This window comes from Desulfomicrobium macestii, from assembly GCF_014873765.1.
Lineage (GTDB): Bacteria > Desulfobacterota > Desulfovibrionia > Desulfovibrionales > Desulfomicrobiaceae > Desulfomicrobium > Desulfomicrobium macestii.
In genome coordinates, this window is sequence record NZ_JADBGG010000009.1 from 62719 (window position 1) to 75609 (window position 12891).

Annotated in this window: 10 protein-coding genes; 7 read left to right on the top strand and 3 right to left on the bottom strand. The window is 64.2% G+C overall.

Features of this window, described 5'->3' with window-relative positions:
- Positions 1 to 10: 10 nt before the first annotated feature.
- Entirely contained in the window at positions 11 to 673 is a 663-nt protein-coding gene (locus H4684_RS07590) for a phosphoadenosine phosphosulfate reductase family protein (RefSeq protein WP_192623349.1), read from the top strand.
- 790 nt (positions 674 to 1463) lie between these two features.
- Here the strand turns inward: H4684_RS07590 and H4684_RS07595 are convergent.
- The 3 genes from H4684_RS07595 to cooS all read right to left on the bottom strand — a co-directional run bounded on the left by H4684_RS07595 (position 1464) and on the right by cooS (position 5014).
- Positions 1464 to 2141: a Crp/Fnr family transcriptional regulator gene (locus H4684_RS07595; RefSeq protein WP_092192548.1), complete on the bottom strand. Its 678-nt coding sequence runs from the start codon at positions 2139 to 2141 to the stop codon at positions 1464 to 1466.
- A 139-nt stretch (positions 2142 to 2280) separates the two neighbouring features.
- Positions 2281 to 3057: an ATP-binding protein gene (locus H4684_RS07600; RefSeq protein WP_192623350.1), complete on the bottom strand. Its 777-nt coding sequence runs from the start codon at positions 3055 to 3057 to the stop codon at positions 2281 to 2283.
- 70 nt (positions 3058 to 3127) lie between these two features.
- Positions 3128 to 5014 (bottom strand): anaerobic carbon-monoxide dehydrogenase catalytic subunit, encoded by a 1887-nt coding sequence (gene cooS, locus H4684_RS07605; RefSeq protein WP_192623351.1) that lies wholly within the window; start codon positions 5012 to 5014, stop codon positions 3128 to 3130.
- A gap of 241 nt (positions 5015 to 5255) precedes the next feature.
- Between cooS and ispG the strand changes: the two genes are divergently transcribed.
- From ispG to H4684_RS07635, 6 genes are all read left to right on the top strand, one after another.
- Positions 5256 to 6350, top strand: coding sequence for a flavodoxin-dependent (E)-4-hydroxy-3-methylbut-2-enyl-diphosphate synthase (gene ispG, locus H4684_RS07610; protein WP_192623352.1), 1095 nt, complete (start codon positions 5256 to 5258; stop codon positions 6348 to 6350).
- Between the two features lie 54 nt (positions 6351 to 6404).
- On the top strand, positions 6405 to 7496 hold the full coding sequence (locus H4684_RS07615; RefSeq protein WP_192623353.1) for an ADP-ribosylglycohydrolase family protein: 1092 nt from the start codon (positions 6405 to 6407) through the stop codon (positions 7494 to 7496).
- A 152-nt stretch (positions 7497 to 7648) separates the two neighbouring features.
- On the top strand, positions 7649 to 9391 hold the full coding sequence (locus H4684_RS07620; RefSeq protein ID WP_192623354.1) for a proline--tRNA ligase: 1743 nt from the start codon (positions 7649 to 7651) through the stop codon (positions 9389 to 9391).
- 195 nt (positions 9392 to 9586) lie between these two features.
- Complete coding sequence (locus H4684_RS07625) at positions 9587 to 10627, top strand: PDDEXK nuclease domain-containing protein (RefSeq protein ID WP_192623355.1); 1041 nt, start codon at positions 9587 to 9589, stop codon at positions 10625 to 10627.
- Positions 10628 to 10639: 12 nt separating this feature from the next.
- Entirely contained in the window at positions 10640 to 12010 is a 1371-nt protein-coding gene (xseA, locus tag H4684_RS07630) for an exodeoxyribonuclease VII large subunit (protein ID WP_192623356.1), read from the top strand.
- Positions 12007 to 12882: a M23 family metallopeptidase gene (locus H4684_RS07635; RefSeq protein ID WP_192623357.1), complete on the top strand. Its 876-nt coding sequence runs from the start codon at positions 12007 to 12009 to the stop codon at positions 12880 to 12882. Before xseA ends, H4684_RS07635 begins: the two co-directional genes overlap by 4 nt.
- Positions 12883 to 12891: the final 9 nt, after the last annotated feature.

A 12891-nucleotide genomic window follows, 5' to 3' on the forward strand; every position in this document is an offset into this window, starting at 1 on the left:
GGGACGGGGCATGATTCTCTCCGAAAAAATGGCCCTCGCCAAGGCTCGCATGATCGAGGTGCTGGAACGCTTCGGTCCCGGCACGGCCGTGGGCTGGACCGGAGGCAAGGATTCAACCGTGGTGCTGGCCCTGTGGCGGGAGGTGCTGCGCGAACATGCCGCTGCAGCGCCGGTGCGGGCTCTGAATCTGGATACGGGCTGCAAGTTTCCGGAAGTGTTGGCTTTTCGTGATCGGTTGGCGGGCGAATGGGGCATCGAGCTGCATATCGTGCGGCCCGATGTCGATCTGGTCCGCTATCCGCTTGCGGTGGATCCGGTGCAATGCTGCGGCGACCTGAAGATCCGTCCCCTGAACGACGCCGTCACGCGGCTCGGGATTCCGGCCCTGCTGACGGGTGTGCGCGCCGATGAGAACCCGGACCGGGCCGACCGGCCATGGCTGGAGGATCACGGCGATCACGTCCGGGCCCTGCCCATCCTGGAATGGACGGAGCTTGATGTCTGGACCTTCATGGTGCGCGAGTCCGTCCCGTGGTGCAGCCTCTACGACCAGGGCTACCGCTCCCTGGGCTGCATGCCCTGCACCGTCCGGTCGGGCCGGGGGGAGCGCTCGGGGCGGGATTCGGCCAAGGAGGAGAGAATGGGGCAGCTCAGGAGTCTGGGGTATTTTTAGGGTGTGACCTTCCAAGCCATCTCGATGTCATCCCCGCGCAGGCGGGAATCCATGGCTTTTTCATGAGGGACGGGGTGCGGCAGGACGGCCGCGTCCCGGTTCGCCCCGGGCGGGGACCGTCGAAACTCCTTCGCGGGCCTCGTACGGCTCAAGCGTTGCGTGGTGATGCGGAAGTCCGCGATAACGCACTGGGCAACGCCTGAGCCAACGATGCCTGGCTCAGTCAGACAGTCGACGACCCCGCCCGGGACGAACCGGGACGCTCGGTCTTGTGCGCTGGGCAGGTGAGCGGAAAAGAAACACTCTGAAGGAGACTGTTGATACTTTAGGGTGTGACCCTTCGAGCCATCTCGATGTCATTCTCGCGCAGGCAGGAATCCATGGCTTTTTCATGAAGGGCGGGGTGCGGCAGGGCGGCCGCGTCCCGGTTCGCCCCGGGCGGGGACCGTCGAAACTCCTTCGCGGGCCTCGTACGGCTCAAGCGTTGCGTGGTGATGCGGAAGTCCGCGATAACGCACTGGGCAACGCCTGAGCCAACGATGCCTGGCTCAGTCAGACAGTCGACGACCCCGCCCGGGACGAACCGGGACGCTCGGTCTTGTGCGCTGGGCAGGTGAGCGGAAAAGAAACACTCTGAAGGAGACTGTTGATACTTTAGGGTGTGACCCTTCGAGCCATCTCGATGTCATTCCCGCGCAGGCGGGAATCCATGGCTTTTTCATGAGGGACGGGGTGCGGCAGGACGGCCGCGTCCCGGTTCGCCCCGGGCGGGGACCGGAATGTCCGGGCCTCAGTTCTCCAGCGCCGCACAGGCCTCGAGCACCGCGATGTCGGGGATGCAGATGACGCCGCGACCCTTGAGCTGGATGACGCCATCCTTGGCCAGGGCGTTGAGCAGTGAAGACACTGTCTGGCGGGAGGAGCCGATGATGGTCGCCATCTGCTCCGTGTTCAGACCCAGGGAGACCATACCTCCATCCTCGCATTGGCCGCAGTGGCGGCACTCCCGGCAGCGCGGCAGACGCCTCGCCTCGTAGACCAGAAATTCGATGAGCCGGTTGCGAACGTCCTTGAAGGCCAAGGTGTCGATGACGGAGATGGCATGGGACAGAAGATCGCCCAGGACGTGGATCATGGCGGAGTTGAAGCTCGGCATGGAGCCGAGATAGCGCCGGACCTCGGACACGCTGGCAATGAGGATCTCCAGATCGTCCAGGGCCTGCACATAGGCCCGGGTGTGGGTCGCGTAGACATCCCCGGCGTCGAGCATGGCCATGGTGAATTCCTTGTCGCGGTAGGCAAGGTACACCCGGGCCCGCCCGGAGGTCACGATGAAGATCTGGTCTCCGGCCCTGGGCTCGAAAACCAGGGCCCCCCGTGCAAACTTCCGGGAGCTGAAGAGCTTGCGAACGGGAGCCATCTCCGGGCGATGGAGGTCTTGCAGCAGCGTGATTTCGGTCAGGCGCATGGGCGGCTCCGGCTTTTGATCCATGATAAAGGGGAATCCAGGCGAAGGATGCGGCCTGGATGCTCCTCGCTTGTCAAGGATTCATGCTGGTTTGCGGTTCATGTGTCCAGCGCCTTGGGCCTGGGCCCGGATGTGCCGTTCAGGTATCTTGAGTCATTGCGGCGAGCAGCCGGGCGCACACTGCATCGACAAGGGACCCGTCGGCCAGATTCAGGACGCTGGCCTGGGTCAGTTGCCTGTCGACCAGGCTCGGCAGGATCGGCAGATGCACCACATTTTCTGGCAGCCCCGCCATGGCGGGCAACTCGGGTTCACCGATACCGCGATTGACCGCCAGCACCTGCCGCGCAAGGCCCAGGTCCCCGGCCAGCGCTCCAACCCTGGCCGCCGTTTCGAGGGACCGTCGACTCGGTTCGCTCACCACCACCAGAGCATTGACCCCGGCCACGGTGCCACGCCCCAGATGTTCCACACCGGCCTCCAGGTCCACCAGCACGAAGTTTTCCTCCTGCAGCACCAGATGGGCCAGCACGGATTTCAGCAGAGCGTTGGCCGCACAGGCGCAGCCGTCCCCGGCGCCGGTGATGGAGCCCATGGTCAAAAGGCGCTTGCGGCCCGGACGCGGCCCGCCGACATTGTGCACCGGCAGATCCACGCTCAGCTCCTCGGGCAGATCGGAAACGTCGGGGTTGAGGCTCAGGTAGCCGCTCCCGATGCGTTCGCGGATCAGATCCTCGCGTGCGTATAGGGGCACGGGCAGGTCTTCGGCCTCAAGTCCGCAGGCCTGACCCAGGCTGAGCGCTGTGTCCGCGTCCACCAGCAGCACGTCGTGCCCCTGCCTCGCCAGATAATCCCCCAGCCAGGCGCAGAGCGTGGTCTTGCCCACGCCGCCCTTGCCCGCGAATGCGATTTTCATGCGATTCTCCTTGAGGATGGGGGAGCAAGAGCTCCCCCGTTTGCGTGCGTTTGAGACAGTTGCTGCCGTGCTAGGCCGACCAGCCAAGCGCCAGGCGCTTGGCCTTGATGCGTTCGTCGATCAGCTCCGCGGCCTGCAGGGGGCCGGATTCCACGGCGAAGCACGCGCCGAAGACGTCGTCGAGCCCCTTCAGGGCCAGGGACGTGATCATGGAGCTGCCCAGGATGTGCGGGGGCAGACCCAGATGGGTGTAGACGCCGCTGGCCACGGCGTAGAGGCCGATGGCCGCCGCCTTCTCGGAGTACCATTCGGGCGCGCTGGCCGCCACGGGCAGGTCGCTGATGTCCAGGCCTGCGTAGTTGGCCAGCACCGCGCAGAGATGCAGGATGCGGGAGTTGTCCACGCAGCTGCCGACGTGCAGCACCGGCGGGATGCCCAGCGCCCGGCAGACTTCCGCCAAGCCCGCCCCGGCCTGCGAGGCCGCTTCGGGCTCCAGGAACCCGGCCTTGCCCATGGCTACCGTGGCGCAGCCCGTGGCCAGTACGAGGATATCGCGCTTCATGAGTTCCCGGGCCAGGTTCACGTGCACATGGTCGTGCTTGAGCTTGGGGTTGTTGCAGCCCACGATGCCGACCACGCCGCGCACCTTCCCGGCCTGCAAGGCCTGGATCAGCGGCTCGGGAGTGCCGCCCAGGGCGCCCAGGATGGCCTCGTTGGAGAAGCCCGAGGTGATGGACATGGGCTTCGACGGAATCTCGACCTTGGCCGGATCGCGCCGGGTGAAGGCCTCCACGGCCATGAGCACGGCCTCGCGCGCCTTTTCGCGGGCGTTGTTGTAGTGGAATTCCATGTGGATGCCGCCGGGGAACTTGGCCTTGTCCGAGGTGGAGACGAATTTGGTGTGGTAGCAGCCGGCCACGTTGACCAGGCTCGGCATGATGCACTGGTAGTCCACGATGACCATCTCCACCGCGCCGGTGACGATGGCCAGCTCGGTCATGAGGTGGTTGCCGGCCATGGGCACGCCCTGGCGCATGAGCAGTTCGTTGCCCGTGCAGCACAGGCCCGCGATGTTGATGCCGGCCGCGCCAGCCTCTTTGGCCTTGGCCAGGATTTCGGGCTCGCGCGCCGCGGCCAGGATCATCTCCGAGACGATGGGGCTGTGGCCGTGGACCAGGATGTTGACCTGATCCTCCTTGAGGACGCCCAGGTTGACCATGGATTTGACGGGCTTGGGCGTGCCGAAGATGATGTCCGAGACCTCGGTGGCGATCATGGACCCGCCCCAGCCGTCGGCCAGGGCCGTGCGGCTGGCATGCAGGCAGATGGAGACCGGGTCGCAGTCCACGCCCATGTGCGTGCGGTGCAGCATCTCCACGCATTCACGGTCGATGCCGCGTGGCGAACATCCGGTACGCGCCCAGATGTCCCTGCGTTTCTGCGGGGCGCGGCCGCTGAAGGCCACGTTATTGGAGCGGCAGCCGTAGTCCTCGAAGAAGAGGTCGGCCAGGGCCTTGGCCCGTTCGCGCACCGAGAGCCCTTCCACCTCGATGCCCAGTTCCGTACAGATGCGTTCGAGCTTGGCCTCGTCGCGGATGCCGTAGTCCGTGGTCTTGCCGTCACCGATGGCGGCCAGCGTCTCCAGCAGGTCGCGCCCGTGGTCTGAGTGCGCTGCCGCCCCGGCGGCCACGAAACGGCCGAAGTTGCGGGCCACGGTCAGATCGCCGTCGGCGCCGCACACGCCGTATTTCTTCTTGGGGCCACCGCCCGGGTTGATGCGGCAGGGGCCCATGACGCATTTGCTGCAGGTCAGGCCCTGTTCGCAGAAGGTGCAGTGCGGCGTCTGGTCTTTCAGCCGGTCCCAGATGAGGTTCACCCCCTCGCGTCCGGCCTTGGCGATCATTTTCTGAGCGTCTTCCCAGGGGCTCAAATCCTGGATTTCCCTTTCCTTGGCCATGCTTGTCCTCCTTGTGGTTTCGCGGCCTTCGCCGGACTTTGGGTGATGGAATCGGTCATGCCATCCTTTGGCGATTCACTTGGGGCATGCTAGACCATTGCACGATTTTCTGTCTGTCGCCTAGCTGACAGCGGGGGGATATTTTCGGATTTCCCGTCCTTGGCTTTGAGAGTCAAATTCATTACGCTCCCCGGCCATGACAACCCCAGAACCCTCCTTGCATCATTGTCCGGAACATTTTGTGGATACGCCCATTCCGGCCCCGCGCGCCAGGACCCGCAGCCTGTTCGTGGGCGACGTGGGCATCGGCGGCGACAATCCCGTACGGGTGCAGTCCATGACCAACACGGACACCCGGGACGTGGACACGACCCTGGCCCAGATTTCGGCCCTGGCCTCGGCCGGGTGCGAGATCGTGCGTTTGGCCGTTCTGGATCTTGAAGCATCCATGGCGCTGAAAAAAATCTGCGCCGCCACGCCCGTGCCGCTCATCGCGGACATCCACTTCGACTCCCGCCTGGCCGTGCAGGCCGTGGAGGCGGGGGTGCGGGGCCTGCGCATCAATCCCGGCAATATCGGCGGCGCGGACAAGGTCGATCGCGTGGTGGACGCGGCCCGCGCGGCCGGAGTGCCCATCCGCATCGGCGTGAACAGCGGCTCCGTGGACAAGGATCTGCTGCGTAAATACGGTGGGCCCACTCCGGCAGCCATGGTCGAGAGTGCCCTTGAGCATGTGCGCCTGCTCGAAGAGAGAGGATTCGACGCTATCAAAATTTCACTCAAATCATCAAGTGTGCTGGGCACGGTGGCTGCATATCGTCTCATGGCCAAAACCGTGGACTATCCGCTGCACATCGGCGTGACCGAGGCCGGGACGGCCATGCGCGGGGCGGTCAAGTCGTCGGTGGGTCTTGGGATTCTGCTGGCCGAGGGCATCGGCGACACGCTTCGGGTGTCGCTCACCGCCGATCCTGTGGAAGAGATGCTGGTGGCCTGGGAGATCCTGCGCGCCCTGGGCCTGCGGGCCAGGGGCCCGGAGATCGTGTCCTGCCCGACCTGCGGCCGCACCGAGATCGGGCTCATGGAGTTGGCCGCCGCCGTCGAGGACCGTCTGCGCGGAGTGGAGGAGGTCTTTACCGTTGCGGTCATGGGCTGCGTGGTCAACGGCCCCGGCGAGGCCCGCGAGGCCGACATCGGCGTGGCCGGAGGGCGGGACTCGGGCCTTATCTTCCGCAAGGGCGAGGTCGTGCGCAAGGTGAAGGGCAGGGCGGAACTGCTGCCCGCCTTCATGGAGGAACTGGAGAAATTTCTGGATGAGCGGCGGGCCGGAGCATGAACCCGTGCCCGCTTATGCCGACTGGCGCAACTGCCTGCTTTTCGGAGGTGAGATATGCCTGGTAAGGATTTTCAGGACCGTGCCATCGGGGCTGTCATGGGGGCCTTCATCGGGGACGCCCTGGCCCTTGGCCCGCACTGGTACTACAATCTGGACGAGCTGCGGCGCGACTACGGCGACTGGATCGAAGGCTACACCGCCCCCATGCCCGGCCGCTATCACGACGGCTTGCGGCCTGGTGAGCAGTCCCAGGCGGGGTTCATCCTCGAACTGACCCTGGCGTCCCTGGTGGAGCGCGGCGGCTACGATGCCGAGGATTTCTGCCAGCGTATGGACAATGAGCTCTTTTCCCTGCTCGACGGCACGCCCGTGAGCGGCCCGGGAGGCTACACCAGCCAGTCCATCCGCGAGGCCTGGCGGCGGCGGGTCAGACAGAAGCTGCCGTGGGGGCAGACCGCGGGGCAGGCCGACACCACCGAGGCCATCGAACGCATCCTGGCCATCGCCGTGCGCTACGCCCAGGGTCCTGCGCAGCTCGCCACGGCCGTGGCCGGCAACGCAGCCCTGACCCAGGCCGACGACCTGGTCCTGTCCCTGACCGTGGCCTACGGCGCAGTGCTCGGGCAGCTGGTGCAGGGGCATGCCCTGGACGCGAACATTTCGGACCGGCTCATGCATCTGGTCAAGAGCGGGGCGCTGCCGTTCCACGCCGTGACCCGCGAGAACCTCCAGCCGCCACGGCCCGGCGATCCCGACCCGCCGCGTGCTGGGCGTTTCGCCTCGCCGGACGCGCTCCTGTCCCCGGCCTACATGGCCACCGTGGCCGAGGACCCGGACGTGCGCATCGAACCGGCCTGGAAGGTGTCCCTGGTCTATGGCATGCCCTGCGCCATCTACCATCAGCTGCCGGCGGCGTACTATCTGGCGGCGCGCTTCCGTGACGACTTCGAATCCGCCGTGCTGCACGCCGTGAACGGCGGCGGGCAGAATCAGGCCCGCGCCATCCTGACGGGCGCCCTGGTCGGAGCCCAGACCGGATTTTCCGGCATTCCGTGGCGCTTCACCGACGGCCTCGTGCGCGGCACCGGTTTGCTGGAGCTTGCGGAGAGGCTGGCGGAGCAGGCGGAAGAAGAGGGGCATGCCTAAGAACTGAACCGGCCGGACGAAAGTTGTCAGGCGGGCGCTTTTGCAGTTTTCGTGAGCAGCTTCACTTTTGCGACGGGCTGTCGCAAACGTGAACGAGAAATATATTTTTCAACATATTAATAAGTTATATCCATAGCGAGGAGACATCCCCCATGCTGTTCAGCAAATTCTACGTTCCCACCCTGAAGGAAACCCCGGCCGAGGCCGAGGTCATCAGCCACAAGCTTCTGCTGCGCGCGGGCATGATCCGCAAGCTGACCAGCGGCATCTACACCTACATGCCGCTGGGCCTTCGCGCCATCAACAAGGTCGCAAACATCGTGCGCGAGGAGATGAACCGGGCCGGGGCCCAGGAGATCTCCATGCCCATGGTGCAGCCGGCCGACCTGTGGCAGGAGAGCGGGCGCTGGGATTTCTACGGCAAGGAGCTCCTGCGCCTGAAAGACCGTAACGGCCGCGACTACTGCCTCGGACCCACGCACGAGGAGGTCATCACCGACCTGGTCCGCGGCGAGGTCCGCTCCTACCGGCAGCTGCCCATCAACCTGTACCAGATCCAGACCAAGTTTCGCGACGAGATCCGTCCGCGCTTCGGCCTCATGCGCGGCCGCGAGTTCATCATGAAGGACGCCTACTCCTTCGACAAGGACGACGAGGGCGTGAACGCGAGCTACCAGGCCATGTACGACGCCTACGAGCGCATCTTCACCCGCCTGGGCCTGGAGTTCCGCGCCGTCAGCGCCGACTCGGGGGCCATCGGCGGCAGTTTTTCCCATGAGTTCATGGTCCTGGCCGACACGGGCGAGGACACCCTGGCCGTGTGCACGTCCTGTTCCTACGCCGCCAACCTCGAGAAGGCCGAAACGAAGCCCCAGCCCATGTGCACGCAGACCTGCGCCGCACATGAGCAGGTGGCCACTCCGGGCAAGCACACGGTGGAAGACGTGGCCGGATTCCTGGCCGTGGCCACGACCCAGGTCATGAAGACCCTGCTCTTCGACGTGGACGGTAAATCCGTGGCCGTGCTGCTGCGCGGCGACCGCGAGGTCAACGACGTGAAGCTGAAAAACCTTCTCGGCGCGACCAGCGTCGAGCTGGCCACCCCGGAACAGGTCGTGGCCTGGACCGGCGCACCCGTGGGTTTTGCCGGACCTGTGGGACTGAAAGTCGACGCCATTTACGCGGATCACGAGATCGCGGCGGGCACGGATTTTGTCTGCGGGGCCAACGCCGCCGACGCGCACCTGATCCATGTCGACCCGCGCCGCGACATCACCCTGTCCACGGACGCCGCGCCACTGGGTTACGCGGACCTGCGCTCCATCACCCTGGACGACCCCTGCCCGGCCTGCGGCGGTCCCCTGACCATGCCCAAGGGCATCGAGGTCGGCCATGTCTTCAAGCTCGGCACCAAGTATTCCAAGTCCATGAACGCCACCTTCCTGGACGAGAACGGCAAGGAGCAGGTCCTCATCATGGGCTGCTACGGCATCGGCGTGAGCCGCGTGGTGGCCGCCAGCATCGAGCAGAACAACGACGCGAACGGCATGATCTTCCCGCCGTCCATCGCCCCCTTCGAGGTCAACGTCCTGGCCATGTCCACCAAGGACGAGAAAGTCATGACCATGGGCCGCGAAATCCACGACTGGCTGGAGGGCCAGGGCATCGACACCCTGTTCGACGACCGCGATGAACGCCCGGGCGTGAAGTTCAACGAGGCCGACCTGCTGGGCTCCCCCATGCAGATCGTCATCGGCGGCAAGGGCCTGGAGCGGGGCGTGCTCGAGGCCAAGAACCGCAAGACCGGCGAGAAGAGGGAACTGCCCGTGGCGGACTGGAGGAATGCGGTTCTTGAGTGGCGCAAGGAAGTGATGAAGGAGTGGGGACTGGCATAACCTGCCGCCGCAGCAAGCCGGACTGATGCGACACTGTCGCGCCGGTCCGGCCCAACGGATATCATCCAACATGCACATATTCTCCGTCCTCACCCTCACCCAAGCCGTCAGGGATGTCCTTGAGGGCAAATACATCCTCACAATCACCGGTGAGACCTTCCAGTTACCCGGTAAGCGGAGAGCAGGGATCGTAGCATGAAAAAGCTTGTACTGCCGGAGACGACTGATTCAACCAGTCTCGTGAATACGCTCCGGGACTTGATCCGTCAGTCGCGGCAGCAGGTGCTGCGCAGCGTTGATACCATACAGGTGCAAACGTATTGGCAGATCGGCAGGCATATCGTTGAGTTCGAACAGGGCGGGCAGGCTCGAGCTGATTATGGTAAGCGGTTGTTATCCAATTTGGCGGACGCGCTGACCCAGGAATTCGGCAAAGGGTTTGATGAGCGTAACTTGCGGAATATGCGGGCTTTTTTTCAGTGCTTTCCAAATTGGAACGCGGTGCGTTCCGAATTGAGCTGGACGCATTATCGCCTGCTGCTGCGGGTGGATTCAGCGGAGGCCCGCAACTGGTATATGGACGAAACGGCGGGGCAGAATTGGAGCACGCGGGTTTTAGAGCGGCAGATAGGCACCCTGTTTTACGAACGCCTGTTGTCCAGCAAGGATAAGCAGAGGTTGCTCGAAGATTCCCGAGAGCAGATGCGGTCGGAGATCGGTTCGCCACGTGACTTTGTACGCGATCCGGTCATGTTGGAATTTCTGGGCGTTCGTGATTTGGCAGGGTTGCTGGAGTCTGATTTGGAGCAGGCGCTCATGAACAAGCTCCAGCAATTTCTGCTGGAGCTTGGCAAGGGCTTTGCCTTTGTCGCACGCCAACAGCGCGTCAGCACTGAAACGCAGGATTTTTATATTGACCTCGTGTTCTATAATTATGTGCTCAAGTGTTTTGTGCTGATCGATCTGAAGACAGGTCATCTTTCGCATCAGGACATCGGTCAGATGGACATGTATGTGCGTCTGTATGACGATTTGCGACGCGGGGAGGGCGACAACCCGACTGTTGGGATATTGCTGTGCGGCAGCAGGGATCACTCGGTTGTCAGGTATTCAGTATTGCATGAAAGCGAACATCTATTCGCCAGTAAATACAGGTTGGTGCTGCCGAGCGAAGAGGAACTGCGCCGGGAACTGGACCGAGAAACTCAGGCCGCGCAGGCGCGGCAAAGCGAATAAAAGAAGCCGTCCATGCACATATTCTCCGTCCGCACCCTCACCCAAGCCGTCAAGGATGTCCTTGAGGGCGAGTTCCCTTTTGTCTGGGTGCGTGGGCAGGTTTCGAACCTTTCCAGGCCTCCGTCCGGGCATGTGTATTTTTCCTTGAAGGACGATGACGCCACCTTGAGCGTGGTCTGGTTCAAGGGGGCTCAGCCCAAGGGCGCCGCTGATGGTGGCGAGCGGGTCAATCCTGTCACCGGAGAGGTTGAGAGCGGGGAGCCCTTTCAGCTTGGCGATGGGCAGGAAGTGCTCGTGGCCGGGCGCATGAACGTCTATCCGCCGCGCGGGGCCTATCAGCTGGTGGCGGAGCTTGTGCAGGGACAGGGGCTGGGCGAGCTGGCCGTGGCCTTCGAGGCCATGAAGGCCAAGCTGGCAGCCAAGGGGTATTTCGATCCGGACCGCAAGATGAGCCCGCCGCGCAACCCGCGTCGGGTCGCCGTGGTCACGGCTCCCCAGGGCGCGGCCTTGCAGGATTTTTTGCGTATAGCCGGTGAGCGGGGGTACGGCGCCACCATTCGGGTGTATCCTAGCCTGGTGCAGGGCGAGAGCGCTTCGGCCCAGATTTCCGCGGCCCTGGACCGCGCCGACCGCGACGGCTGGGCCGAGGTCATCGTGCTCATTCGCGGCGGCGGCTCTCTTGAGGATCTTTGGGCCTTCAACACCGAACCCGTGGCCGAGGCCATCTTCCGCTCGCGCCTGCCCGTGGTCTGCGGGGTCGGGCATGAGGTGGATACGACCATCGCGGACATGGTGGCGGATCAGCGCGCGGCTACGCCCTCTCACGCGGCGCAGCTTTTGTGGACGGAGCGCGGCGTACTGCTTCAGCAGGCCGACGAGATTTTTCTGGCCTTGACCCGTGGCATGGGCCGTTTGCTGGACGTGCGCGAGCGGAACCTGCAACAGCAGACGCAGGGGCTGAACTGGCATTCTCCGGCCAGGCGCATCGAGCGCTGGGGCTTTGAACTGGAAAGGCTTCAGGACCGCCTGCGCCAGGCCGCCCGGACACAGCTCGAAAGTCGCGCCACGACCCTGGCGCGTCTGGAGGATCGCTTGCATCGTTCTTTTGGTCCGGCCGCGATGCTGTCCCTGCGTTCCGATCTGGATCGCGCCGACGCGGCCCTGGAGCAGGCCGGAGCACGTTTTGTGCGCATCCGCCTGGAGGCCCTGCGCGGGTTTGAGGGCCGTCTTGCCGCTCTTGACCCGGCTGCTCCACTGGCGCGAGGCTACGCTCTGGTTCGGGGATCGGTCGGTTTTGTGCGTTCGCGGGAGGATGTGCGGGCGGGGGATCAAATCCGCGTACAGGTCGCGGACGGGGAATTTTCAGCGGAGGTGCTGCCATGATGTTGCGACGCGTTCTTTTTTTCATGCTTGCGTTCTTGACGTTTCCGGTCGTGCAGGGCGCTGCCCTGCATGCCGCGCAGCTTCGTCTGGAATGCCCCGAGGTCATCGGCATTGGCTTGCCGTTCGTGGTCAGGGTCGAATCCGACGCGCCTCTGGACAGGCTCCGCGTGGAGTGGGCCGGGAAGACGCTGCAAGTACCGGGGGCCGGGAAGTCGAGCGTGGAATTCCTGCTCGGCACGGATGTCCTGAAGTCCAAACCCGGCACCGAGACTCTGCGCATTCTCAAGCTGGGCCACGATCCTCTGGCCGTACAGACTTCGATTCTGATCGAGGATCGTGAATTTCCCGAGCAGCGCCTGACCGTGCCGACGGAAATGGCCAGCCCTCCGGCGGCGGTACAGGAGCGCATCGCGCGGGAAAACGCCGAGGTGCGCGCGGTGCTGGGCACGGTTTCGCCGGACAACCATCTGGTCCTGCCGTTCATGCGCCCGGTTCCGGGCGAAGTCAGCAGCGCCTACGGCCTGAAGCGATTCTTCAACGATCTGGAACGCAATCCCCACCGTGGACTCGATCTGCGGGCCGCGCTGGGAGACCCCGTGCGGGCCGCCGCGCCCGGGCGGATCGTGCTGGCCGCGGATCATTATTATGGCGGCCGTTCTGTTTTTCTTGATCACGGTCTGGGCGTGTTCACGGTCTACATGCATCTGGACGAGTTCAAGGTCAGGCAGGGCGACATGGTCGAGGCCGGAGATGTCGTCGGGCTGGCGGGTCAGACCGGCCGGGTCACCGGTCCGCATCTGCACCTGGGGCTTTATGTGCTCGATCTGGCAATGGACCCGGCAGCTCTTTTTTTCGCAAATTCTGTCCAATAATAAGGCAAG

Coding starts and splice junctions, on each gene's coding strand:
- H4684_RS07590 (WP_192623349.1), top strand. CDS start 11: ATGATTCTCTCCGAAAAAATGGCCCTCGCCAAGGCTCGCATGATCGAG.
- H4684_RS07595 (WP_092192548.1), bottom strand. CDS start 2,141: ATGCGCCTGACCGAAATCACGCTGCTGCAAGACCTCCATCGCCCGGAG.
- H4684_RS07600 (WP_192623350.1), bottom strand. CDS start 3,057: ATGAAAATCGCATTCGCGGGCAAGGGCGGCGTGGGCAAGACCACGCTC.
- cooS (WP_192623351.1), bottom strand. CDS start 5,014: ATGGCCAAGGAAAGGGAAATCCAGGATTTGAGCCCCTGGGAAGACGCT.
- H4684_RS07615 (WP_192623353.1), top strand. CDS start 6,405: ATGCCTGGTAAGGATTTTCAGGACCGTGCCATCGGGGCTGTCATGGGG.
- H4684_RS07620 (WP_192623354.1), top strand. CDS start 7,649: ATGCTGTTCAGCAAATTCTACGTTCCCACCCTGAAGGAAACCCCGGCC.
- H4684_RS07625 (WP_192623355.1), top strand. CDS start 9,587: ATGAAAAAGCTTGTACTGCCGGAGACGACTGATTCAACCAGTCTCGTG.
- xseA (WP_192623356.1), top strand. CDS start 10,640: ATGCACATATTCTCCGTCCGCACCCTCACCCAAGCCGTCAAGGATGTC.
- H4684_RS07635 (WP_192623357.1), top strand. CDS start 12,007: ATGATGTTGCGACGCGTTCTTTTTTTCATGCTTGCGTTCTTGACGTTT.